The sequence below is a fragment of the Glutamicibacter sp. AOP12-B1-11 genome, assembly GCF_052379245.1.
Taxonomy (GTDB): domain Bacteria; phylum Actinomycetota; class Actinomycetes; order Actinomycetales; family Micrococcaceae; genus Glutamicibacter.
Genome location: NZ_JBQSYL010000017.1, coordinates 1 through 24,649, shown reverse-complemented (window position 1 = coordinate 24,649; position 24,649 = coordinate 1). Strand labels below are relative to the sequence as shown.

Here is a 24,649-nt window from a genome sequence, read left to right as displayed (position 1 = left end):
ACGCAGCTTGGCAGGGCTGGCTCGAGACTGTCCCGGAATCGGGGATAGCAACTGCCACACCGATAATGGAGAAGGCGGCATAGCCGCCGGCAAGCCGTTGCCGAGGTCAGGAAACTGACCTCGGCAACGGCTTTTAAAGCTCCATCTAGTAGCAGTGCCCCTGAGCTTGGAGCATTCAGCGAATCAATCCGAAGGCGCAGAGCCCTCCTGCGGCCCGGGGAATCCGCGCTAGTGGCCAGCTCGGATCACGTCGGTTCGGGGAACTCGATCCTTTGGTTCTGTGGACGTTCGATCCGGCAATCTGCGCTGTAGCCTCGATGCGCCACGGTCGGTTCGCTGCCGCCTGTGCAAGTCGCTGTCCAAGATGGTGGAAACTTTCAGAGGGTCTTTGCCTTCGATGCGCGTACTTATCGAGTCGCAGCAAGGCGGACTAAGCTTGGCGGTATAAGCAAAGCTAAGGAAGCGGACCTTCATGGTGAAACCACCGCGAAGGGAAAGCCTCACCACCTCGTGACCGCATCGAATGCAGGTGGAGCGAATGAGTGAAGATCTTGCCAAACTGGTTGACCGCGGTGACATCGTTGCGGCCGTTCGCGCAGCTCAAGGATTAACACCGGAGCGTGTTAGGCCGCTGCTATTCGGCGGCGGTTTCATGAAAGATTCGAAACCTTACGCTGAGTTCATTTCTCGTTGGTATCAGTCTTTGTCGAGTGCTAATCTCGCGCCGGAAATTTTCAAGTCAAGTGAGACCACTAAGTCTTAGGCCAACATCTTTTCTCCTTCTTCCTGCTTGATCGGTTCGTTAATCCAAGCCGCTTCAGGCAGCAACATTTTCTTCGGGAGCCGGTTCTTTCCAAACCGTTCAGGATGCTCCGCCCATGCCTTTTCCAACGCCGCTAGGCGTTGGTCATCCACGTGCCCAGTCATCCCGAAATGCACGTCGGCAGGAGTATGAAAACCCAATCCTGATTGGCGATGCTCAGTGTTATACGCATGAACAAACCGGCCCATAAAATCCCTGGCGTGCTCCAAGGAACCGAACCGCTCAGGAAATACCGGCATATACTTCAAAGTCTTAAACCACGACTCTGAGTTATCCCGAATTCGGGATAACTCAGAGTCGCTTTTCAAGACCATGAAGTATGGGCCTACGTTCCCCGAACGGTTCGCATCGCTAGGGGGTGCAAGGGAGTTCAGGAACGAATTCGTTCAGTGGTACAACCATGCTCATCAGCATTCGGGTATTGGTCTGCATACGCCTGCAAACGTTCACTACGGGCTGGCTGACGCGGTGGCTGCGAAGCGTTCGCAGGCCCTGGCTGCGGCTCGTGCAAGGCATCCTGAACGGTTTAGTACCTCTAATGATCCGAGACTCCTCGCGCTGCCGGAAGCTGCATGGATCAACAACCCGCAGGACCGGCTAGCTCAGGCTGCTTGAGAGCTAATTAAACTCGTGTTGGTACCGTTTGACTTGAAAAATTCCGAGGCCGGTTTCTCGTGAAGGTTTGTGTGCGAACTTTCCATCTGAGATGTGATGGTTGTTGGCATCGATAACCGGCGTGATGGGCTCCTTGGTGACATTACGTGTTCGTTCTTGTGGTCTTCGGGTGCGGTCAGTGCGCTCGGCGGCGAAACATGAGCAACCCCAAATAATCACTACGACGACCGAGCCGCCGAACGTTTGCAGCCAAGTCCTCAGCGACCAGAAGCGATTAATATCCACATCAAGAATCAGCGATCCAAGCTAACCATCAGCGATGGCGTCGACAACACCCAGTACAAGGGTGTCAAGTAGCTCTCCGATCAGAAAGGCCAGTACCGATTCGGTACTGGCCTTCTTTCATCACTGCGGGTTAGAACTCGCGGCTCTGTTCTTTCGCTTAACCATCCACGCCATGGCTATGATGGCCGCACCAGCGAGAGCGAGCACTGGCGATCCCCAAAGCGCGAAGCTCTCAAAAGCAGTGTTTTCTCCACTGCCGCCAGCCTCTAGCCGTTGGATCTCGGCTGGGGTGAGAACTGCCATGTTATACCAAGTGAATAGAACGACCCCGATGATCAAAAGCAAGGAACCAATAATTAGGCCCCACACATTTCGCTGACTTTTACGCATGTTACTTACTTTCTATAAAGGGTTGCACAGAGCCCGAAGCATCCGTGCGTAGCTCACTTTCGGACGCCAAGTATCCAGATTCCAACTCTTTTTGAGCGGGTCCCTAAGACGAACCGCGTCAATATGGCAGTACAGCTGATCTCGCATCGACGCAGTTTCTTCACGAGTACCAGGGGTTTTCGAGTTCATCTCATAATAGAACGCCTTACGAATTGATCCGTACAAGGCAGGTCCGAACAAAAGCCAAACGTTGGCTCTGCCCCACTGCGTCGGGTAAACCTCCAAAGTGTAGCCCTTGTACTTCTTGTTATAGGCCGTCCAGGAAGTCTTTGCGATCAAAGCCTTGCCGACCCATGGATCAGCTACAACCGGGTAGACTACTGATTCATTCCGGTCGACGATTTGTGTGAACGAATGCCCATCAATTATGTACCGTGTGGAGATTTCGCGACCAGAAGCATCCCGGGCCCAGGGAACAGCTACACCGCCGATGAATACGCCCTCATCGATCACGGCGATCGCACCGTCTTCTTGCAGCTCGAGCTTCGCCTGTATAGGTAGATCCAGCTTATAAGTGAACTCGTGTGGGCTTTCCTTAGCGCTCAGCACTGTGTTGATTCGCACTGAACTCGCTTCAATTGGCTCCACTACGACATCAACCCCGTCTCCGCCGAATACAGCCGTTCCTGAGTTGAGCGTCTTTCCGCGCTTCGACACACCGGCTTGCTGAGGTAGAGAGATGCCGATCGAAGATTCTGTACCTTCGGCACTGTCCGTCTGGATCTCGATGAGCTCATCTCGCATGAGAGGAATCGACAAAGAGTCACCTGAGGTGTCAGAACTCAGGGTGATTTCATCACGTAGTACTTGTGCATCTGTTTCCGGCGCAGGCAGCTCGTCAGGGGTGGCTGCTTTAACCGCTTTTGCAACTTGCTCGGAAGGGTTTTCTGCAGCGTACGCGACAGAGGGGAAAAGAAGTGCAGAAACTACTGCACCCGCAATTCCTGCAGTAACCAGTCGTTTTCCCATAATTTGCCTTATCTAGGGTGAGAAGCTGAAATTAACTGCGACCAATTTATCAAACAGAATTTTGATAATCAAAGAATCGTCCTAGCGCAACAGATTTGAGAACATAATTACGTCATAGGTAGTTGGAATTTACATCTTATGTAGTATTGGAGAGCCGGCAGCGTTCCGAGGAATAGAAACGATCACTGACCTCACTATTGGGATGAGTCGCTTGTTCTTTAGGCATGCAGCAAAACTTATTAGGCATACGCCTGACTGTTCTGTCCTAAATTGGGCATGGCCGCGTCAGAAGAAGTTAATGACCTTGGCTAGCCGGGCGCAGAGGCCGGTGGTTGGTTCGCACAGGCATACCTCACTGAGATCGCCGATGTAGAGAATGCCGAATACATAGGTGCAGAAATGTCCACCGAATCTAAGCGGCAAGTCATTTGCTACCTTGCGCAGTCCATTGACAGTACGGACATTTCCACCTGGGCAACGAGTCCGGAAGAGCCGTTGGACAAGGGGCAATTGAATAACTGGCAGAAGATTGCTCGGAAACTTCGAGAAGTTTCCACGCTGTAGTGATGCGAGATCAAATTCGACTGACGGATTTCGCGAGGCCCACCCAAGCTCGTCGGCGAAGGCAAGGGATCTTTCAACCGCTCAGCCGGTATCCGGTTTCGGATCAGGCGGTCTTCACGCCGGAACTGGCGTCTTGAGCAGCGCTTCGATCACCGCGCGGCAGCCGCCGCAACCGGTGCCTGCCCGGCAGGACTCGCCCACTTCGGCCACCGTGGCGCACCCTGCCTCCACCGCATGGGCCACCTGGCCGTGGGTGGCTCCGGAGCAACGGCAGAGCTGGTCATCCGGTCCCGGTGCCCCCGCAGGTTCCAGCATTCCGGGATCATCAAGCCGCAGCAGCGTCGAACGGTCCGCGGGCAGCGTGCTGCCGCGTTCGTAGCTGAGCACCAATTCCGCGCTGGTTCGCGGCAGCCCCATGGCGAGGAATCCGGTGAGAACCCCTGCCTGCGACACCATTTTCAGGTACTTGCCCTCTGCCGGATCGGCGAAGACGGTGACCTGGCTGCCGGACTCGTCCCAAAGCCCGGCGGAGATGTCTCCGCCCGCGGCCACTTCAAGTCCTTGGCCCTTGAGCATCAGGACATCCGAGGATTCCAGGGACGGAGGTGCGAGGCTGATCGGATCGTGCAGGCTTGGATCGGCCGGTCCCGGAGCCGGGGTGCTGAGCATATATTGGGCCAACCAGCCTGCTTGGGCCCAACCAGGGGCGAGCAGGCCCACCGGCGCTTGGCCGGCGACCTCGGCGCAGTCGCCGATGGCGAAGATGCGATGTTCGATGTCCGCGGCGAGATATTCGTTGGTCTTGATTCCGCGGTTGACCGCTAGCCCGCAGCTGGAGGCCAGCTCGGTGCGCGCACGCACTCCGGTGGACAGCACCAGGGCTGCTCCTTCGATGACGCCGTGGGTTTGCGTGACCAGTCCGGTGAATCCGGTTTCATCCTTCTGGATTCCGGTGGCGCGAGCCTCGGAGATCACCTCGACACCGGCGGCGCGCAGGCTGCGGATCAGCAATGTGCCGCCGTCGGCATCCACCACCCTTCCCAAGGGGGCCGGCCCGTGGTGGATCAGCACCGGCCGATGCCCGGCTTCGGCCATGGCCAGCGCCGCTTCGATGCCCAGGACTCCGCCGCCGAGCACCAGCACCCGGCCGTTGCCCTGCAGAACCTTGTTGAGGTTCATCGCGTCTTCCAGGGTGCGCAGTGCGAACACACCCTGGGGGAGTCTGGCCTCGGAACGCGGGTCGAAGTTCAACCCGTTCAGTGCGGGGATCGTTGGCCGGGCGCCGGTGGCGAAGACCAACCGGTCGTAGCTCAGCGGACCGGCGTCTTCGAGCAGGACCTGGCGGCGGGAACGGTCTACGCGCTTCACGGTGCGGCCCAATTGCAGGACAACCCCGGCATTGCGCAAGCGGGTTTCATCGACCATGCCCAGGTGCTCGGCGCGGGTGGCGCCGACGGCGAGCTCCGCGAGCAGCACGCGGTTGTAGGCCAGGTGCTTTTCGGATGACACCACGATCAGCTCTATGGTTCCGGCGGTCACTGCGGGCAGCAGTCCCTCAACGAGGGAGGCAGCCACCGGGCCGAAACCGATGATGACAATGCGTTCCTTGGTCTGCAAACTCAAGACTCTTCTCCTAAGGGGCATAGCGAGACGGGGACATGCTTGAACTCGGGCATGGCGCTGAGCGGATCGACGACCGCGGGAGTCAGGATGTTCGCGTTATTCTTGCCGGGAAAATGGAAGGGAAGGAAGACGGTGTCCAGGCGAATCTTGGTGGTCAGCGTGGCGCGTGCGACCATGTCGCCTTGGCCGCTGCCCACCTTCACCCGCTGGCCGTCGGTGATGCCGTGGCGCAGCGCGGTGGCCGGATGGATTTCCAGTCTGGCGTCCGGGGCCGCCGCCTGCAGCTCGGCCACACGGCGGGTTTGCGCACCGGACTGGTAGTGTTCCAGCAACCGGCCGGTGACTAGTGATATTGCGCCGGGCCGGGAGTCCTGTGGCGCAGTGGCCGCTGGATAGACCGCGACGAGCTTCGCCTTGCCATCGGGATGGGCAAAACGTTCCAGGAAGAGCCTCGGCGTACCCGAACGGACCCCCGGCTCCCGGGAAATTGTTGCTGCGGCAGGGCAGGGCCAATAGATGGCAGCCCCCGCATCGAGGTCATCCCAGTCCACGCCCGAGTAGTCCGCCAGCCCTCCGGCTGAGGCGCGGCGAAGCTCCTCGAAGACCTCGCGGGCGTCGGTGGAGAAATGGCCGGGGGAGTCCAGACGCTTGGCGAGTCCGGCCAGAATCCACAGTTCGCTGCGTGCCTGGCCTGGTGCGTCCAGGGCGGCCCGGCGGCGCAGCACCCGCCCCTCCAAGTTGGTCATGGTTCCTTCCTCTTCGGCCCACTGCAGCACCGGGAGCACCAGATGCGCCTCGGATGCCGTTTCGGAAAGGAAGAAATCGCAGACCACCAGGAAGTCCAGCCGGCGCAACCCCTCGATAACCCGCGAGGCATCCGGGGAGGAAACGGCCGGGTTGGAACCGTGGACCAAAAGCATGCGCGAGCCCTGCTCGGTGCCCAAGGTGTGCAGCAGCTCGGCGGCGGGAATTCCGGGACCGGGAATGATCTCCGGGTCAACGCCCCAGACCTTGGCCACATGCCTGCGGTGTTCCGGGTCGGTGATCTTGCGGTAGCCGGGCAGTTGATCGCACTTTTGCCCGTGCTCGCGCCCGCCCTGTCCGTTGCCCTGTCCGGTGATGGTGCCGAAGCCCCCGGCGTTGCTGCCGGGCAGGCCCAGCAGCAACGCCAGATTGATGGCTGCGGTGGTCGTGTCGGTGCCGTTGGCATGTTGTTCCACCCCGCGGCCGGTGAGGATGTAGACCGGGCGGCCCTCGTTTTTTGCGCTGCTTGCGGCGTCGGCCAGCGCGCGAGCGGTGCGGCGGATCTCGGTGGCCGGAACGCCGGTAGCCTTCTCGACGCGTTCGGGCCACCACGCGGCCAGGGAGCTGCGCAGCTGCGCCAACCCGTTGGTCCGGTCTTCGAGATACCGTTCGTCCGCCAGCGATTCGGCGAGCAGCACATGGGACAGGCCCAGCAGCAGCTGCAGATCGGTGGCGGGGGTGGGCTGCAGATGCCATCCGGCCCCGTCGGCCGAGAGCTCGGCGGTGGCCGAGCGGCGCGGATCCACCACGATCAGCCCCCCGCTGCTCCGGGCACCCTCCAGATGGCGGACGAACGGCGGCATGGTGTCCGCAACATTGGAGCCGAGCAACAGGATCATCCCGGCCCCGTCGAGGTCGGCCAGCGGGAATGGCAACCCCCGGTCCAAGCCGAAGCTGCGGTTGCCGGCCATGGCGGCCGAGGACATGCAGAACCTGCCGTTGTAGTCGATGCGCGAGGTGCCCAGCGCCAACCGGGCGAACTTGCCCAGCTGGTAACCCTTCTCATTGGTCAATCCGCCGGCGCCGAATACCGCCACCGCATCCGCGCCGTGCGCGGCCCGGATGGCGGCGGCGCGTTCGGCAATCAAATCCAGTGCCTCTTCCCACCGAATGGGCGCATAGGAGCCATCTGACTGGCGCAGCAGCGGCTGGGTCACCCGGTCGGGGTGGCCCAGCAACCGGGCGGCGCTATGGCCCTTGCGGCACAGCGCCCCGCCGTTGGTTTCGAAGTTCCGCCCCTTCAGCTTCACCGGTTCGGCTGCCTGCGCGGTGGCGGCAGATTCCAGGGTGATGCCGCATTGCAAGGCGCAGTAGGGGCAGTGCGTATCGGTGCGGGAGGCCATCTAGATTCCTTGCTGTGCAAAGATGGTGCCGCGGCGTACGTAGCAGAACCAGGTCACTGCCATCAGCAGCAGGTACAGCCCGACGAAGACGCAGAATGCCGGGAGGTAGGATCCGGCTCTGGAGACCGAAAGCCCCAGGGCCTGCGGGACCAGGAACCCGCCGTAGGCGCCAATGGCCGAGATCAGGCCCAGGGCGGCCGCGGATTTGCGGGCCGCTCCGACGCTGTCCTTGCCGATATCCGCCCGCAGGGCGAAGACGGCCGGGATCATTCGGTAGGTCGAGCCATTGCCCACGCCGCTGGCGGTGAACAGTACCAGGAAGAGTCCCAGGAACACCCAGAAGTTCGAAGCCGACAAGGTGAGGACCAGCCCCACGGTGATCAGCGCCATCAGCGACAATGAAGCCAGCGTGATGCGCGCGCCGCCGAAGCGGTCGGCGAGCTTGCCGCCGTAGGGGCGGGCCAGGGAACCGACCAGCGGGCCGAGGAAAGCCAGGGTAATCGTGGCGGTGCCCAGCGCGAAGCCGGAATATTCGGTGAACGTATCGGCGATCAGCTTCGGGAATACCGCGGAGAAGCCAATGAACGAACCAAAGGTGCCGATATACAGGGACGAGATGATCCACAGATGCGGTTCGCGCAGGCAGGCCAGGGCTCCGCGCAGATCCGAGCGCGCATTGGACAGGTTATGCATATTGCGCAGGGCGCCGAAGGCGGCGAGCAGGATGAACGGGATCCAGACGATGCCGGCCATCGGCAGCTGCAGGGAGCCTGCAGCGAATACGGTGATGGCTACCGGGACCAGCAGCTGGGCTACCGCCGCCCCGAGGTTGCCGCCGGCGGCGTTCAGGCCCAAGGCCCAACCCTTTTGCGCCGCAGGGTAGAAGTAGGTGATATTGGCCATCGAGGAAGCGAAGTTGCCGCCGCCGAACCCCGCCAGGCCTGCCAGCGAAAGCATGACCCAGAACGGGGTGTCGGTATTTGCGACGGCAAGGGCCAGGCCGCCGGCCGGGATCAGCAGCAGCAAGGCCGAGACGACGGTCCAGTTGCGTCCGCCGAAACGGGCCACCATGAACGTATAGGGAATGCGCAGGGTGGCACCGACGAGGCTTGGCATGGAGATCAGCCAGAAGAGCTGGGAGGTGCTGTATTCGAAACCGGCCGCCGGCAGGTACACCGCGACGATGGCGAATAACTGCCACACCACGAAGCCGAGGAATTCGGCGAAGATCGACCAGCGCAGGTTGATTGCCGCGGTTTTCTGGCCCACGCTATTCCAGAATGCGGGGTCTTCGGCGTCCCAGTTGTTGATCCAGCGTCCCTTGGACAACTGAAGCGACGCGTCGGCTGTAGCGACACCGCGACCCATCTGGGGTTCTGACTCTATCTTGATACTCACGCGAATCGTTCCCTCTCGCTGCTGGCTGGTGCTTTCAGCTTTCCAGAGGGGTATTTCGCCTAGGTGCGCTCGGTGTTGCACCCAAGGGAATTTAAATTCACGGCGCTTGCCTCAGCGGCGATAGGTCCACGTAACTTGTTCGAAATCAGCGGTGTTGTGCCTAGTGGCAGCTCATATTTCTGAGAGTCTCAGGCGGTGCACCGACGGAGTTACCCGCCGATATACGACATCTCGATGCGTTTGCGGTCCCCAGGCTCCAAGGCCGCGCGCAGCTCCGAATAGTTGTCATCGCGTTTGCTCCACAGCCCGCCGAGCGCCAAGGCGATGTCCCGGTCGGTGGCATCCGAGCGCAGCAAGGCGCGCAGGTCCGTGCCTTCGGAGGCGAAGAGGCAGGTGTACAGCCGGCCTTCGGCCGAGACCCTGGCCCGCGTGCAATCGCCGCAAAAGGCGCCGGTGACCGAGGAAATGACGCCGATTTCACCCGACCCGTCGGCGTACTTCCAGCGTTTGGCGGTCTCTCCCATTTGCGTTGGCGCGGCGGGTTCGAGCCGGTGCCGGGCGGAGATCCGCTCGATCACCTCGGCGGAGGGCACAACCTCTTCCAGCTGCCACTGGTTGGAGGCTCCGACGTCCATGTATTCAATGAATCGCAGCACATGCCCGGTGCCGCGGAAGTGCTCGGCGAGGTCGAGGATTTCGTCGTCGTTGACTCCGCGCTTGAGCACGGTATTGATCTTCACCGGGCCGAGGCCGGCTAGTGCCGCCGCGTCGATGGCGGCAAGAACCTTGTCGACCGGGAACTTGACGTCGTTGATGGCTTGGAAGCGCTCGTTGTCCAGCGAGTCGAGGGATACCGTCACACGGTTCAGCCCGGCCTCTTTGAGCGCGGCCGCCTTGATGGCCAAGGCCGACCCGTTGGTGGTCATCGCGAGATCTACCGGTTTTCCTTCCGGCGTGCGCAGCGCCGCCAGCCGGGAAATCAGGTCCTCGATTCCGCGCCGCAGCAGCGGCTCGCCGCCGGTGAGGCGAAGTTTGCTGACGCCGAGGGACACCGCGATACCCGCAAGCCGTTCAATTTCTTCGAAGCTCAGCAGTTCCGAGCGTTCGCGGAACTGGAAATCCTTGCCGAAGACTTCCTTGGGCATGCAGTAAACGCAACGGAAATTGCACCGGTCGGTCACCGAGATCCGCAGGTCTCGCAATGCTCGGCCGCGCGCGTCTGCCACTTTGATGGGGTCTACGTTCAGAGCCACGGTGCACCTCCTGAAAAGTTACTGATTGGGTGACTTCAAGCTATTGACATGGGAAGACTGCATCCGCGCAATGTGCGAAGCTACCGAGGTGGTAGGTCAACATTGAATTCTTGAGGCCTGGCCGCCGATGGTCCGCGGCGAAAATTCGATGTCGCCAAAGGGGCGCCGGCAAGAGACAAGTGATTCGAAGTCGAGAATACCTTGGATCGTGTTGACCCGCATCACTTCGACCCACTTTGACCTCGGAAGTCGGCCGGCAGCGCAGCTGCCGCATTTGCTTCGTCGATCGGACCGCCTGCCCTGGCGGGCCGAGACGCAAGGTTTTTGTCGATTTCTTTGCTTCCTCCAGCTTCCGCCGCTGCTGGCCATCGGCACTTGTCGGCGCCGAAACGGGGTGGAATCCGAGCGGGCAAAATGTTCATGATGCGAAAAAGCTATTTCAAAAAAGTGTTGCGCAGGTCACATTCCGTTGATAATCTCGTAGCTGTCTATGGCGGGCACCCACCTCTGGGTCGCTATCTACCGGGCGTGCAACTGATCTATTTCAGCAGATGAGTACGGTCGGCGCCCGAGATAAACGGGACCGTTCGGCTGGCTTGTCCGAAGCATGAGGAGCCACGCGATGAGCGTTACTACCACTGGCCAAGACTATCTTTCGATGGCCATCGATATTGCCACCACCAATGTCCGCAACAACGGAGGTCCTTTCGGAGCCGTTGTTGTCTCTGCCTCGGGGCAGATCTTCGAGGGAGTCAACCGCGTCACCGCGAACAACGACCCCTCCGCCCATGCCGAGGTGGTGGCCATCCGCAACGCGGCCGCCGCGCTGGGCACCTTCGACCTGAGTGGATGCGTGCTCTACAGCAGCTGCGAGCCGTGCCCGATGTGCCTGGCCACCTCGCTGTGGGCGCGCATCGACAAGGTCTACTTCGCCGCCAACCGGCACGACGCCACCGACGCTGGCTTTGATGATGCGGTGTTCTACGAATACTTTGAACCCAATTCCAGCCGCGCGCTGATGCCGGTGGATTGTTTCCAGAGCGCCAGCAAGGAGCATTTGAAGCCTTTCCAGGAATGGGACTCGCTAGAGACCCGGACGGACTATTAGGGGACCGGGCCATGACTATGACAAGTCGCCCGCAAGCCGAACCGAAAAAAACGGGCAATGCAGCCAAGCCGGGTAGTCTGCAGGCGCGCCCCGGCGGTCCACGCAATCTGCTTGATGCGTACTTCCGGATCAGCGAACGTGGTTCCACGCTCGCGCGGGAATTTCGCGGTGGAATCGTCACGTTCTTCACGATGGCCTACATCGTCATTCTCAATCCCTTGATCCTCGGCGGATTCAGCGCCGACGCCGCACCGGTGGATGTCGCCGGAACCTGGCTGCCGGCAGCGCAGGTCGGGGCCATGACCGGGCTGACCGCCGGGGTCATGACCATCATGTTCGGGGTGATCGCCAACCTGCCCTTTGGGCTGGCCGCCGGCTTGGGCATTAACTCCTTCCTCGCGGTCTCGGTCATCCAGGAGGTCACCTGGGCCGAAGCCATGGGGCTGGTGGTGATCAACGGCGTGCTGATTGCGATCTTCGGAATGACGGGCATTCGAACCGCCATCTTCCGCGCGATCCCGAAGGACCTGAAGGCCGCGATTACGGTGGGCATTGGCCTGTTCATTACCTTCATCGGGTTCGTGGACTCCGGCTTTGTCACCCGCACACCCGCAGGTCCTCCGGTCCAGCTGGGAGATGGCGGATCGATCGTGTCGATCCCGACGATGATCTTTGTGATTGGGCTGCTGATCATGGGCGCGCTGGTAGCCCGTGGAGTGCAAGGCGCGATCCTGATCGGCATCGTGGTCTCCACCGTGCTGGCCGTCGCCGCGGAGCTGGTTTTCAAGATCGGTGCGGGCAGCGCGGATAACCCGCACGGCTGGCATCTGAACATCCCGGTGCTCCAGGGGCAGGTGGTCGCGCTGCCGGACATGTCGCTGGCCGGCGACTTCGATCTCTTCGGTTCCTTCTCCCGCATCGGTGCGCTCGCGGCGACGATGCTGGTCTTCACCCTGGTGTTCACGAATTTCTTTGACGCCATGGGAACCATGACCGGGCTGGCCAAAAATGCGGGCCTTGCGAAAAAGGACGGCACCTTCCCGAGGCTCAAGGCCGCATTTGTGGTGGAAGGCCTGGGTGCGGTCGCCGGCGGCATGGGGTCCTCATCCTCGAATACCGTGTATGTGGATTCGGCCGCCGGCATCGGGGAAGGGGCGCGCACCGGCTTGGCCTCCGTGGTCACCGGGGCGTTGTTCCTGGGGTCGATGTTCTTCACGCCGCTGACCTCGGTGGTGCCCATCGAGGTGGCCGCCGCGGCGCTGGTGCTGGTCGGCACCATGATGTGCGCGCAGATCCGCGAGATCAATTTCAAGCGATTCTCCTCGGCTCTGCCCGCCTTCCTGACGCTGATCACCATGCCGCTGACCTACTCCATCGCCAATGGCATCGGGGCCGGGTTCATCGCATGGGTCGTGGTGAATACCGCGGCCGGCGGCTACAAGAAGATTCACCCGTTGATGTGGGTGGTTGCCGCCGGGTTCTTGGTCTACTTCGCCCGCGGGCCGATCACCACCCTGCTTGGCTGAGCAGGTGATGAATAAAAGTTGACATTAGTTGCTGTGATGCACTTCACTTAGAATGAATGAACTTGATTTTCCATGATCCGAAATTTGGAGGCTAATCATGGCTGGTTGTGTTGCCTGGTCCAAGGGCCAGATCGCGCACGGAGACTAATCGTCGCCGCGCGCGGAGGGCTGCCCTCCGCGCGCAGCTCATCGAGTGTTTCCCCGGGGCTGGGCCCCGGCGGAAACTAGTCAACCATCCAAAATCATTCATAGTGCACCTGAGCTCTCAGGTGCAGGAGGTGTCAGCGGCATGACCGCCGAGACAACGGAAAAATCGAGCTGCCAAATAACCGTCAACGGAACCATCCGTGAATTCGATGGCCCGCCGCATACCAACGCGCTGGATTTCCTGCGTAGCGAAGGGCTCATCGGGTGCAAGGAGGGATGCGCGGAGGGCGAATGCGGCGCCTGCTCGATCCTCGTGGCCCGCAGCGACAGGCAGGGGACCCGCTGGACGGCGTTGAATGCCTGCCTGCTGCCGGCCGCATCGCTCGACGGGCAGGAAGTCATCACTTCCGAAGGCCTGGGCAGCGTGGAAAACCTGCATCCGGTGCAGGAGGAGATGGCCAATCGCGGCGGATCCCAGTGCGGTTATTGCACCCCCGGATTCGCCTGCTCCATGGCCGCCGAATACTACCGCCCGGAGCGAATCGCCAATACCGCAGTCATCGCGGAGCACGGCGAGGAGCACCGGTGCGGACCCAATGGATTCGATCTGCATTCGCTCTCTGGCAACTTGTGCCGCTGCACCGGGTATCGACCCATTCGTGACGCGGCCTATGCCTTGGGCGCACCGGATGCACAAGATGAGCTTGCCACCCGGCGAGGGCAAGCCGCACCGGCGGCGGTGTCCACCGATATCACGCGGGTGGACACCCCCACCGGAAGCACCGGTCGCTTCCGGCGCCCGGCCAGCCTGGACGCGGCCTTTGGCATCCTGGCCGAGGAACCCGAAACCCTGCTCGTGGCCGGAGGCACCGACTGGGGTGTCGAGGTCAATCTCAAAGGTGCGCGGGCCCGCTCGGTGCTGGCCATCGACCGGCTTGCCGAATTGCGCCAAATTCACTTCGGCGAAGACTATATCGAACTCGGCGCCGCCTGCACGCTGAGCGAACTCGAACGTCTTCTGGCCGGCAAGATCCCGTTGCTCGGCCAGCTCTTCCCGCAGTTCGCCTCCCGGCTCATCCGAAATGGCGCCACCCTCGGCGGCAATTTGGGCACCGGTTCGCCGATCGGGGATACCCCGCCGGCGCTGCTGGCGCTGGAAGCGGACCTCGTGCTGGGCAGCGCCTCGGGCAGCCGCATCGTGCCCTTGGCGCAGTACTTCACCGGGTACCGGCAGACCGTGCGCGCCGCCGGGGAACTGATCACCGCGATCCGCATCCCGCTGCCGCTGGCGGCACTGACCAGCTTCCAGAAGATCTCCAAACGACGCTTTGACGATATCTCTTCGGTGGCCATCGGCTATGCGGTGAGCGTGGAAAACAACTACATCACCAAGGCCCGCATCGGCTTGGGCGGAGTGGCCGCCACTCCGCTGCGAGCTACCGCCACCGAAGCCGCCTTGGAAGGCAAAGAGTGGTGCTTGGCGACCATCCATGCGGCCGCCGAGCAGATGGCGCAGGAGGGCACCCCCATGGATGACCACCGGGCCAGCTCAAGCTATCGAAAGGCGATGCTGAAGTCCTCGCTGGAGCGTTTTTTCGCCGAACAGCTCGCCCGCACCAACGCAGCAAAGGGGGAGCAGATCTCATGAGCCAGCTTTCACAACGCCCGGAATCGCCGGTAGTCGGCCAGCGCCAGCGCCACGAATCCGCGGCCGAACACGTCACCGGCAGCGCGCGCTACACCGATGATCTGGCGCAACGGCTCACCGGGGTACTCCACGCCTACCCGGTGCAGTCCACCGAAGCCCACGCCAAGATCCTGGGCCTCGATACCAGCGGCGCCAGCGCAATTCCCGGGGTGGTGCGGGTGATTACCGCCGCCGATATCCCGGGGGTCAACGACCAGGGCGCCAAACGCGACGAACCCATGATTCCGGTCGACGAGGTGATGTTCTACGGCCAACCGGTGGCCTGGGTGCTCGGCGAAGATCTGGAAGCCGCCAAGGCCGGGGCGGGGGCGGTCAAGGTGGACTACGAGCCGCTTGCCTCGCTGATCACCATCAAGGAAGCCATTGCCGCCCAGAGCTTCCACGGGATCAAGCCCACCATCGACAAGGGGGATATTTCCGGGGCCTTCGCCGACGCGGCACATGTCTTTGAAGGGGACTTCGAATTCTCCGGCCAGGAGCATTTTTATCTTGAGACGCAGAACTCGCTCGCCCTGGTTGACGAGTCCGGCCAGATATTGATTCATTGCTCCACCCAGCACCCCACCGAAACCCAAGATATCGTCTCCCATGTGCTCGGCATCCCGGCCCATGAAGCGACGGTGCAGGTATTGCGGATGGGCGGCGGGTTCGGCGGCAAGGAAATGCAGCCGCACGGCTACGCGGCGCTCGCCGCGCTGGGCGCGGTGCTCACCGGGCGTCCGGTGCGGGTTCGCTTGAACCGCACCCTGGACATGACCATGACCGGCAAGCGCCACGGGTTCTACGCGACCTGGAAGATCGGCTTCGACGCGCAGGGCAAGATCCTGGCCTTGGATGCCGGCCTCACCGCGGACGGCGGATGGAGCCTGGATCTGTCCGAACCGGTGCTTACCCGTGCGATGTGCCATATCGACAACGGCTACTGGGTCCCGAATATCCGGGTGCGCGGACGGATTGCCAAATGCCATAAGACCTCACAGACCGCATTCCGCGGCTTTGGCGGGCCGCAGGGCATGCTGGTGATGGAGGACATCCTGGGCCGGGTCGCCCCCAAGCTGGGGATCGCTGCCCGCGAGCTGCGCCGGCGCAACTTCTACGCGCAGGGTCAGGACACCCCGTACTACCAGCCGGTGCGCCATCCCGAACGGCTCGACGCGGCCTGGCAGCAGGTCCTGGAATCCGCCCAGATCACCCAGCGCGAGGCGCAAATCAGCGAATTCAACGCGCGCAATGAGAACACCAAACGCGCCCTGGCACTCACCCCGGTGAAGTTCGGGATCTCCTTTAACCTCACCGCCTTCAACCAGGGCGGCGCCCTGGTGCTGGTCTACAAGGACGGCTCGGTGCTGGTGAACCACGGCGGCACCGAGATGGGCCAAGGGCTGCATACCAAGATGCTGCAGGTCGCGGCCACCACCTTGGGAGTGCCGCTGTCCACGGTGCGCATCGCGCCAACTCGCACAGACAAGGTGCCCAATACCTCGGCCACCGCCGCCAGCTCCGGCAGCGATATCAATGGCGGCGCCGTGAAGGACGCTTGCGAGCAGATCCAGGCCCGGCTGGCGCAGGTCGCCGCCGGCAAGCTTGGCGTTCCGGCGCATGAGGTGCGTTTCGGCAACGGAAAGATCACCGCCCTGGGCAAGAGCCAGGAGCTGAGCTGGGAAGAAATTGTGCGGGACGCCTACTTCCAGCGCATCCAGCTCTCGGCAGCCGGGTTCTACCGGACCGAGGGTCTGCACTGGGATTTGAGCCAGATGTCTGGCACCCCGTTTAAGTACTTCGCCTACGGGGTAGCCGCCAGCGAGGTGGAGGTCAGCCGCTTTGACGGGTCCTACACTCTGGCCCGAGTGGACATCGTGCATGACGTGGGCGACTCGCTCTCGCCGCTGGTGGATCTGGGGCAAATTGAAGGCGGTTTCGTGCAGGGCGCCGGGTGGCTGACCCTTGAAGACCTGCGCTGGGATACCTCGGATGGTCCGGGGCGTGGACGAGTGGCCACCCAGGCCGCGAGCACCTACAAGATCCCCAGCTTTTCCGAGATGCCCGAGGTCTTCAACGTTTCGCTGCTGGACAAGGCCCATGAGGAAGGAGCGGTGTACGGTTCCAAGGCGGTCGGCGAACCACCGCTGATGCTGGCCTTCTCGGTGCGCGAGGCGCTGCGGCAGGCGGTGGCCGAATTCGGTCCGGCCGGCTGCTCGGTTCAGCTGGCCTCTCCGGCCACTCCGGAGGCGGTGTTCTGGGCCATTGAATCCGTGCGCGAGCCGAGCCTGATCGAGGAAAAGGTGCGCTAGCCATGCTGTCCTGGATCGAAGCGGTGACGGCACTGCGCAATGAGCGGCGCACGGCGGTGCTGGTCACCGTCACCGCCGTGCGCGGCCATGCCCCGCGTGAAGCCGGCGCGAAGATGGTGATCGCAAAGGACGAAATCTTCGGCACCATCGGCGGCGGCAATCTGGAGATGGCGGCCATGGAACGGGCCCGCGAGATGCTCGCGCAGGGCGAAAGCCAGCCGCAGGGTATGAGCCTGCGGCTGAACGACAAAGCCCCGGCAAAATACGGGCGCCAATGCTGCGGGGGAGAGGTGAGCCTGCTGCTGGAGCCTTTACCGGTGCCGGCCACCGTGGCGATCTTCGGGATCGGCAACGTGGGAATGGAACTTGCCCGCATCCTCTCCCGGCATGAGCTGGAATTGCATTTAACCGACTCGCGTCCCGAGTTCCTCCAGTCGCTGGCGGCTATGGAACCCGGCGTGGCCCGTGTGCATGCGCAGGTGGCGGTGCTGGGCGAACAGGTATTGAGCTGCCTTCCGGAGGGGGCCCATGTGCTGATCATGACCCACGACCATGCCGAGGATTTCCATTTGTGCGATGCGGCCTTGCGGCATCCGGGGCTCGGATCGATCGGGCTGATCGGTTCGAAGGCCAAATGGGCCCGCTTCCAGAAGAACCTGGCCGCCAGCGGTCACGGCGAGGCGAAAATCCAGCAGATCCAATGCCCCATCGGCTTGGCCGAGGTCTCGGGCAAGCAGCCGGCGGTTATCGCAGTCAGCGTGGCCGCCGCGCTGCTGGCCAGGATCAGTTCCGCCAGCAAGGTGCATGCCTGAGATCATGTGATCCGCCGCCAGCGGCAGGGATCAGCCCTTCAGGCGTCCGAGTTCGTTGCCGACCCGGGTGATCTGCTCGGGGCCGACCTGGCAGCACCCGCCGATAATGCGTGCGCCGGAGGCGATCAGTTCCGGCACCGCTCCGGGCAGATCGGTGCCCGGGGTCCCCGGAAGCCAGCTCCGGGCCTCGCGGTCCCAGATTTCGCCGCTGTTCGGGTAGGCCAGCAGCGAAAGGTCCGTCAGCTCGCGCAGCACCTTCAGGGCCGCGACGGCTACGGGCACCGGGCAGCAGTTCACGCCGAGCGCGGCAAAGGCGCCGGAATCGTTGGCGATCCGGGCCGCCTCGCGCAGGTCGCTGCCGTCTCCCAGCACCAGCTGTCCGTCCGCGGCGGTGCGCACCGCGAGGCTGAGCAGCACCGGCAGGTCCAATCCGGCCGCCTCCCCGGCCAGCGCCTGGACCTCGGCCAGGCTCGGCACGGTTTCACAGATCAACACGTCCGCCCCGGCATCGGCCAGGACCCGCAGACGCCCGCGGTGCCAGTCGGCCAGCTCGGCGACTTCGAGCCCGTAGGCTCCGTCGTATTCGGTGCCGGACCCCGGACCGGCGCCGTAGGGTCCCACCGAGGCGGCCACCCAGCGCGCCGGTGAACCGTTCGCCGCTTCGCGGGCCAGCCGCACGCTGGTGCGCAGCAGCTCCTCGGCCTGCGCGGCGGTCTGCTCGGTGCTCGCACCTTTGCTGGTGTTCGCCAGGCCATCGATGCTGACCTGGTAGGAGCAGGTGGTGGCCAGTTGCGCGCCGGCGGCGAAGAAGTCGGCGTGGGCGGCGCGGACCTCCTCGGGGCGGTCCTTGAGGATCTGCGCGGACCACAGTTCGCCGCTCACGTCATTGCCGCGCTGCGCCAGATGGGTGCCGAGCCCGCCGTCCAGGAGCAGCGGCGCGCTGTCTGCGGCGCTCAGCGCCTCGCGGAAATTGAGGGTTTCACTGGGATTTTTCACTTTCCGAGGGTAACCCGGTGATGGCTTGATGACCGATTATGACGGTCCGTGACAGGCCATGACGAGGGCTGCGCGGAGCAGGGGGGCACGGCAGTTATTCTTCAAACGCATTCATTTCAGAAGGAGCCCCCATGTCCGAGCTCAGCGCGCCGCCGGCGCAGCAGCCTCCCGCCCGCTCTACTCCGGGCGTTTCGCCCGGCGAATCCGGGCTGCGCAGAACCATGACCTCCCGCCACCTGGTGATGATCGCGCTGGGCGGGGTGATCGGCTCGGGGCTGTTCGTCTCTTCGGGCTACACGATTGCGCAGGCCGGACCGCTGGGCGCCGTGCTGGCCTACGCGGTGGGCGCGCTGGTGGCCTATATGGTGATGAGCGGGCTCGGGGAGCTGTCCGCACGCCATCCGGTGGCCGGCGGGTTCCACGCCCATGCCACCCGCGACCTCGGCCCGGCCTGGGGTTTCACTACGGCCTGGCTGTACTGGATGTGCTGGGCGGTGGCGCTGGCCAGCGAGTTCACCGCCTCGGGCATCCTCATGCAGCGCTGGTTCCCCACGGTGCCGGTCGCGGTGTTTGCCCTGCTCTTCGCGGCCCTGCTGTTCGCGCTGAACGCGGTGTCCTCGAAGGTCTTCGCGGAAACCGAATTCTGGTTCTCGCTGATCAAGGTGGCCGCCGTGGTGCTCATGATCATGGTCGGCGCGGCCACGATCCTCGGCATCAACCCGGCCAGCGAGGCGGGCCCGCTTGGCCTGGCGAACTTCGATACCGGCGATGGGCTGTTCCCGACGGGGATCAGCGGCGTGCTGGTCACCATCCTGGCGGTGTTCTATGCCTTCAGCGGCACGGAGCTGATCGGTGTGGCCGCCGGCGAGGCCAAGAACCCGGAACTGAGCATCCCGCGGGCCATCCGCACCGCCGTGGTGCGCCTGGCGGTGTTCTTCATCGGCGCCATCGTGGTGATCGCCGCGATCGTTCCCTTCGCCGAGGCGGGCGCAAACGAGAGCCCGTTCGTCACGGTGCTGGATGCCGCCGGGCTGCCGGCCGGGGCTGACATCATGAACTTCGTGATCATCACTGCATTGCTCTCCGCGGGCAACTCCGGACTGTATTCCTGTGCCCGGATGCTGCACGCCATGGGCGCCGCGGGCCAAGCCCCGGCGGCGCTCTCGAAAACCAACCGCCGCGGCGTGCCGATGCTGGCGCTGTGCCTGTCGCTGCTGGGCGGTTTGGCCTCCCTGCTCTCCGGGGTCATCGCCGCGGACTCGCTGTTCCTGGCGCTGGTCTCCATCTCCGGGTTCGCGGTGGTGGCGGTGTGGATCGTGATCTGCGCTTCGCACCTGTCCTTCCGCCGGCACCATGTGGCGGTGCACGGCGGCACCGATTCGCTGCCCTATCGGGCCCCGCTGTTCCCGCTGCTTCCGATCCTTGCGCTGCTTCTGCTGGGCGCCTCGCTGGTCGGTGTGGCCTTCGACCCCGTGCAGCGACCGGCCCTCTGGTTCGGGGTGCCATTCACCCTGCTGTGCTTGGGCTACTACCGCTGGCGCCACGGGGCCGGGGTGTTCACCCCGGCGCGCTGAGCGGGCGCTGTGAAAACGCCGGACCCGGGAACTCTGCGCGGCTCTGGGGAGTTTAACGGGGCCGAGGCGGGCGGAAATCGTGCCGCGGATCCACCAAGGAAATGAGGACGTTGTGGCAATGTTCGACAAGCTATTGCGCAAGGGAAAGCAGCTGGCCGGGGAGTATGTCCGGGAACAGCTGAACCAGCGCAGCTCCACCGGCCAGCAAAACAACCAGCAGGATCCGCGCGACAGCCGAAGCCAATCCGGGTACGAAAACCGGGACTACCCGAACCAGCAAGGCGCGGCGCAGCCGCGGACGGCCGGTAGCCAGGGCGCATCACGCGAGGACCAGGCGGCGATCGAGAAGTACCGCTACATGCTGCGCACCGCGCCGCCGCAGGATATGGAACGCGCCCACAGCGAGGCTTTTGCCCGGTTGACGGTGTCGCAGCGCGAGCTGCTGCACGCCGAGCTGGCCGAGCAGCTGCCGGCCGCAGAGCGCCCGGCCTCGCAACGGCCGGAGGATCTGGCCCGGGCCGCCACCCGCGCCGAGGTATCCCGCCCGGGCTTCATGGACAAGCTCCTCTCGCGGGGCGGTTCGGGACGGAAATCCATGGGCGGCATGGCCGCCGGCGCGGCCGGCGGGCTCGGAATCGGCCTGCTGGGCGGTGTGGCCGGAGCCTTCATCGGCACCGCGATCGCCGGACCGCTGCTCGATGGCTTCGCGGGGATCGGCGAGGAATTCGGCTCGGCGGCCGAGGGGCTCAGCGATTCCTTCGCCGGGGCCGGCGAACAGTTCTCCGCGGCCGGAGAGGGCCTGGGCGACCAGGCCGGTGGCGCGTTCGGGGACTTCCTGGGCGGTGCCGGAGGAAGCTTCGGGGACTTCGAGTTCTAGCACTGGCATGGACCGGCCGCCGTGCATCCTGAACTCGCTGCCAGCGGGAACTCGTGGCTCTTGACCTGCGGGAAAGAGATCTTGAAGATCGGTCCGCCGGCCACCACGAACACGATCTTGCCCGGCATTATGGAATACTGCCATCGATCAGGCTGCCCCGGCCCCTATTCCGTTGCGGCTCGTGGACGTTTGACGGTTCCAGGGGCCTCGCCCCAGCGCTTCCCGCTAGCGGCATCCGGCACGCCGCGGCTATGAGCCAGCGCCGCCGCCTCCGCGCGGGAACGCACCCCCAATTTCTTGAAGAGGTTGCGAACATGGAACTTCACCGTGTTTTCGCTGATGCCCAGTGCAGCCGAGATCGCGCGGTTCCCCTGCCCCGCCGCCAGCAGCTGGAGCACTTCGAACTCCCGGGCGGCCAGATTCCATTGGGCTAGATCGGCGGGCATGCTCTGCGGAGCATCGAGCGGCAGCACGATCGAGACATCCGTGCCCCACTCGGGGATGACTTCCAGCTCCATCCGCCCGGCCAGGGCTTGCACCTGCCGGTTCAGTCGCTCGATAGTCGGGGACGCTTGGTCCATGGCGCCGCGTCCGTCGTCGCGCACGTTGATCAGCAGGTTCTCCCCGTCGCAGTCCCACTGCGCCCGGATCCGGTGGATATGCTCTTGTTCCATCATGTCCAGCGCCAGCCCGCGCATGATCGAGCGCGCCGCATGGGCGACTTCCCCGGGCAAGGCCCTGCCATCGGCGGGCGGCTCGATGAATTGCAATTCCACCCCGCCGGATTCGCTCAAGGGACGCAGGTCCTCACGCAACCGGGTGAAGGCGCTGCCCACCGGTTCCTCGGCCATGCCATTGATCCGGTCATCGAGGGAACGCAGTCCCACTAAGGTCTTCGCCGCCAGGTCGGTGGCCTTGGCACGTGCCAGCGCATCGCTGAGTTGGGTGCTGCGCAAGGTGGCCAGCAGAAGATCCAGGCTTGTGGAGTACTGGTCAACCAGCTCGGTGGTCACCCGGGTCCGTTCGGCCGATACTGCCCGCGATTCACGCAAGTAGGAAGGCGGCGCGTCGGCGACTTTTTCGCGGATCCGGGCTGCCGTGAGCTGCCAGAGGTAGCCAAGCAGATCGCGGGAACTGGCGGACTCGGCAGGCTCCTGCGCCAACACCGGATCGGTCAGCACGAGGAGCGCATTGCTCGGCGGATAGCGCAAGGCAAGGACTTCGCGCGGTGCCCCGCCAATCCCGGCGGTGCTCCGCCACCGGTCCTGGCCCGGATGGGAGCTGCGCAGCTGGTCCAATTCATCGATGGTGACCCGGGAGGTGATTGCCTCGCTTCCCGACTTCTTCTGCGGCCTGCCCGTGCATTCTTCGGTGAAGATCAGCAGCGCGGAGCATTTGATCCAGGGCGGCAGGGCGGCATGCAGGCGCTCGGCGATCTGCAGCAGCGGCGCGGTCGCCAGCAGCGACAGCGAATCGAGAAGCCGCCAGAGCCCGTCTTGGGATATCGGTTCGGCAGCAATGCCCTCGGGGGAAGAAACCATGACAGCGAGTGTATTCCATCCAGGACTAGCTGACCTACCTGAATGGGTGGGATGAACCGTCACAAAATGGGGTATTGCCCACCCGGAGGAATCGCGAGGATGGATTGTAGACACGGCGGGGTCCTCAACGGGCACCGAAGCGAGCATCGAGAGGAATGGCTTGGGTACTTTGCGAACCACGGCGGCGGCACTCACCGCAAATCATGTTGTAGCCGCGCAGGAAATGATCCAGGCGGAGATCGCTGGGGCCATGCAGGCCATCGATCCCGGCCAGGTCGCTGCAGTGGCCGAGCTGGCCGGCTCGGCCAAGCGGATCTTCGTCGCCGGTGCCGGGCGCAGCGGTCTGGTGCTGCGCATGGCCGCCATGCGGCTGATGCATCTGGGCCTCACCGTGCATGTGGCCGGGGAGAGCACCACTCCGGCCATCACCGAAGGGGATCTGCTGCTGGTGGCCTCCGGCTCGGGCACCACCTCCGGGGTGGTCAGAAGCGCTCAGACTGCGGCCGATCTCGGCGCGCGTATCGCCGCGGTGACCACGGACCCGGGCTCTCCCTTGGCGCTTCTGGCCACCGCGATTGTGCAGGTGCCGGCCGCGCGCAAGACGGACCACGGATCGGCGAAGAGCAAGCAGTACTCGGGCAGCCTCTTCGAGCAGTCGCTCTTCCTGGCCACCGAATCGCTATTCCACTGCCTCTGGAGCAGCACGGACTTGCCGGCCGAAGAGCTGTGGCTGCGGCACGCCAACCTGGAATAGCCGAGGCCGCGAATCCTCCTTGAAAAAATACAACAACCGAAAGAAGATCATCATGAAAATCCAAGTTGCCATCGACCTGTTGACCACCCAGGACGCGCTGGAGCTGGCGGCCAAGGTCGCCCCGTACGTCGACATCATCGAGTTGGGCACCCCGCTGATCAAGGCCGAGGGCCTCTCGGCGGTTGCCGCGATCAAGAGCGCCCACCCGGACAAGATCGTGTTCGCCGACATGAAGACGATGGATGCCGGCGAGCTGGAAGCCGACATCGCCTTCGCAGCCGGCGCGGATCTGGTCTCGGTGCTCGGCAGCGCAGACGACTCCACCGTGGCGGGCGCCGTCAAGGCTGCCAAGGAGCGCAATAAGGGCATTGTCGTCGATCTGATCGGCATCGCGGACAAGGCCGCCCGTGCGAAGGAAGTCATCGCGTTGGGCGCCCAGTTTGTCGAGTTCCACGCCGGCTTGGACGAGCAGGCGCAGCCCGGCTACGACCTGAATGGACTGCTCAGCGCGGGCGCAATCGCGGCCGTTCCATTCTCGGTAGCCGGCGGGGTCAGCATCAGCACCATCGCCGAGGTGCAGAAGTCCGGTGCCCAGGTGGCGGTGGCCGGAGGCGCCATCTATGGCGCGGCCGACCCGGCGACCGCGGCCCGCGAGCTCAAGGCCGCATTGGTCTAAAACGCGATATAACGGCGGCATCGATAAAATGGAGCCACCCGGAATTGCATAGCAAGACGCACGGCTCCGGTGGAGCCGTGCGTCTTGTCGTGTACGCCCGGCATGGGCATTTACTTGGAGGTGAAAGTCCTCTGAAGGAGAAGGTGGTTTAACTTCTAGCCGATGGCAACTGCGTCACCGTGAGGTGGGGTGGGAAGGAAGCCGGAGGCAAATCCCTGCACCGAGGGACACGAACCACATATAAGGCATATTTGTCGGGGTAAGCCAGCATGCGATGGTGAAGCCCGTTCCACCGAAACGGCAAGTGTGTAAATGTGGCGGGCGCAGGAGGAAAGTAAATGTTCTTATCCGGGGAGGTCTGTTCCAGTGCATCACCGGTTTGACTGGTGGGGCGGTTCTGGCCGTGAGGTCAGGGCTGATGGGGCAGAAGTCAGCAGAGGTCATAGTGCCCACCGGAATAGTGTCTTGGATCTGATGAGGATGCCAGGATTACCTTTATTTAAGGGGTGGGA

General features: G+C 63.4%; 18 protein-coding genes and 2 pseudogenes. 12 read left to right on the top strand and 8 right to left on the bottom strand.

Annotated features, from left to right (window positions below):
• Positions 1-538: 538 nt before the first annotated feature.
• Positions 539-763: a hypothetical protein gene (locus tag ACT3UQ_RS11390; protein WP_141393532.1), complete on the top strand. Its 225-nt coding sequence runs from the start codon at positions 539-541 to the stop codon at positions 761-763.
• On the opposite strand, the pseudogene ACT3UQ_RS11385 reads toward ACT3UQ_RS11390, so the two are convergent.
• Positions 760-1,134 (bottom strand): annotated as a pseudogene (locus tag ACT3UQ_RS11385) (integrase core domain-containing protein); the annotation flags it as partial. The gene ACT3UQ_RS11390 and the pseudogene ACT3UQ_RS11385 sit on opposite strands and share 4 nt — an antisense overlap.
• On the opposite strand from ACT3UQ_RS11385, the pseudogene ACT3UQ_RS11380 reads away from it, so the two are divergent.
• Positions 1,115-1,438: pseudogene (locus tag ACT3UQ_RS11380) on the top strand (integrase core domain-containing protein); the annotation flags it as partial. The pseudogenes ACT3UQ_RS11385 and ACT3UQ_RS11380 sit on opposite strands and share 20 nt — an antisense overlap.
• Positions 1,439-2,125: 687 nt before the next feature.
• On the opposite strand, the gene ACT3UQ_RS11375 reads toward ACT3UQ_RS11380, so the two are convergent.
• Positions 2,126-3,142: a DUF2599 domain-containing protein gene (locus ACT3UQ_RS11375; protein ID WP_105552765.1), complete on the bottom strand. Its 1,017-nt coding sequence runs from the start codon at positions 3,140-3,142 to the stop codon at positions 2,126-2,128.
• A gap of 399 nt (positions 3,143-3,541) precedes the next feature.
• On the opposite strand from ACT3UQ_RS11375, the gene ACT3UQ_RS11370 reads away from it, so the two are divergent.
• Positions 3,542-3,706 (top strand): hypothetical protein, encoded by a 165-nt coding sequence (locus tag ACT3UQ_RS11370; RefSeq protein WP_176484196.1) that lies wholly within the window; start codon positions 3,542-3,544, stop codon positions 3,704-3,706.
• Between the two features lie 114 nt (positions 3,707-3,820).
• On the opposite strand, the gene ACT3UQ_RS11365 is transcribed toward ACT3UQ_RS11370, so the two are convergent.
• The 4 genes from ACT3UQ_RS11365 to moaA all read right to left on the bottom strand — a co-directional run bounded on the left by ACT3UQ_RS11365 (position 3,821) and on the right by moaA (position 10,127).
• Positions 3,821-5,329 (bottom strand): FAD-dependent oxidoreductase, encoded by a 1,509-nt coding sequence (locus ACT3UQ_RS11365; RefSeq protein WP_255248455.1) that lies wholly within the window; start codon positions 5,327-5,329, stop codon positions 3,821-3,823.
• A complete protein-coding gene (locus ACT3UQ_RS11360; protein WP_444637129.1) occupies positions 5,326-7,476 on the bottom strand; it encodes a molybdopterin oxidoreductase family protein in 2,151 nt (716 codons plus the stop codon). Before ACT3UQ_RS11360 ends, ACT3UQ_RS11365 begins: the two co-directional genes overlap by 4 nt.
• Positions 7,477-8,844, bottom strand: a complete 1,368-nt coding sequence (locus tag ACT3UQ_RS11355) for an MFS transporter (protein WP_105552767.1) — start codon at positions 8,842-8,844, stop codon at positions 7,477-7,479.
• Positions 8,845-9,083: 239 nt separating this feature from the next.
• Positions 9,084-10,127, bottom strand: coding sequence for a GTP 3',8-cyclase MoaA (gene moaA / locus ACT3UQ_RS11350; RefSeq protein WP_105552768.1), 1,044 nt, complete (start codon positions 10,125-10,127; stop codon positions 9,084-9,086).
• Between the two features lie 622 nt (positions 10,128-10,749).
• Here moaA and ACT3UQ_RS11345 point away from each other — a divergent pair.
• The 5 genes from ACT3UQ_RS11345 (at position 10,750) to xdhC (ending at position 17,719) form a co-directional block, all read left to right on the top strand.
• Positions 10,750-11,235: a nucleoside deaminase gene (locus ACT3UQ_RS11345; RefSeq protein ID WP_105552769.1), complete on the top strand. Its 486-nt coding sequence runs from the start codon at positions 10,750-10,752 to the stop codon at positions 11,233-11,235.
• An 11-nt stretch (positions 11,236-11,246) separates the two neighbouring features.
• The gene (locus tag ACT3UQ_RS11340) at positions 11,247-12,761 is read left to right on the top strand and encodes an NCS2 family permease (protein ID WP_444637128.1); all 1,515 of its coding nucleotides are present in this window, start codon (positions 11,247-11,249) and stop codon (positions 12,759-12,761) included.
• A gap of 289 nt (positions 12,762-13,050) precedes the next feature.
• On the top strand, positions 13,051-14,556 hold the full coding sequence (locus ACT3UQ_RS11335; protein ID WP_105552771.1) for a xanthine dehydrogenase small subunit: 1,506 nt from the start codon (positions 13,051-13,053) through the stop codon (positions 14,554-14,556).
• Entirely contained in the window at positions 14,553-16,907 is a 2,355-nt protein-coding gene (gene xdhB / locus ACT3UQ_RS11330) for a xanthine dehydrogenase molybdopterin binding subunit (RefSeq protein ID WP_444637127.1), read from the top strand. The genes ACT3UQ_RS11335 and xdhB overlap by 4 nt, the downstream gene beginning before the upstream one ends.
• A gap of 2 nt (positions 16,908-16,909) precedes the next feature.
• Entirely contained in the window at positions 16,910-17,719 is an 810-nt protein-coding gene (gene xdhC, locus ACT3UQ_RS11325; RefSeq protein WP_105569579.1) for a xanthine dehydrogenase accessory protein XdhC, read from the top strand.
• 30 nt (positions 17,720-17,749) lie between these two features.
• Here xdhC and mmuM read toward each other — a convergent pair whose 3' ends face one another.
• Positions 17,750-18,715 carry a homocysteine S-methyltransferase gene (mmuM, locus tag ACT3UQ_RS11320; RefSeq protein ID WP_258133884.1) on the bottom strand — a complete coding sequence of 322 codons (966 nt, stop codon included), beginning with the start codon at positions 18,713-18,715 and terminating at the stop codon, positions 17,750-17,752.
• A gap of 131 nt (positions 18,716-18,846) precedes the next feature.
• Here mmuM and ACT3UQ_RS11315 point away from each other — a divergent pair, with 131 nt between their 5' ends.
• The gene (locus tag ACT3UQ_RS11315) at positions 18,847-20,289 is read left to right on the top strand and encodes an amino acid permease (RefSeq protein ID WP_444637126.1); all 1,443 of its coding nucleotides are present in this window, start codon (positions 18,847-18,849) and stop codon (positions 20,287-20,289) included.
• Between the two features lie 118 nt (positions 20,290-20,407).
• A complete protein-coding gene (locus tag ACT3UQ_RS11310) occupies positions 20,408-21,166 on the top strand; it encodes a hypothetical protein (RefSeq protein WP_444637161.1) in 759 nt (252 codons plus the stop codon).
• A gap of 164 nt (positions 21,167-21,330) precedes the next feature.
• On the opposite strand, the gene ACT3UQ_RS11305 is transcribed toward ACT3UQ_RS11310, so the two are convergent.
• On the bottom strand, positions 21,331-22,707 hold the full coding sequence (locus tag ACT3UQ_RS11305; RefSeq protein WP_444637125.1) for a LuxR C-terminal-related transcriptional regulator: 1,377 nt from the start codon (positions 22,705-22,707) through the stop codon (positions 21,331-21,333).
• 223 nt (positions 22,708-22,930) lie between these two features.
• Between ACT3UQ_RS11305 and hxlB the strand changes: the two genes are divergently transcribed.
• Both hxlB and hxlA read left to right on the top strand, forming a co-directional pair.
• Positions 22,931-23,461: a 6-phospho-3-hexuloisomerase gene (gene hxlB / locus ACT3UQ_RS11300; protein WP_444637160.1), complete on the top strand. Its 531-nt coding sequence runs from the start codon at positions 22,931-22,933 to the stop codon at positions 23,459-23,461.
• Between the two features lie 52 nt (positions 23,462-23,513).
• Positions 23,514-24,137, top strand: a complete 624-nt coding sequence (hxlA, locus tag ACT3UQ_RS11295) for a 3-hexulose-6-phosphate synthase (RefSeq protein ID WP_105649714.1) — start codon at positions 23,514-23,516, stop codon at positions 24,135-24,137.
• Positions 24,138-24,649: the final 512 nt, after the last annotated feature.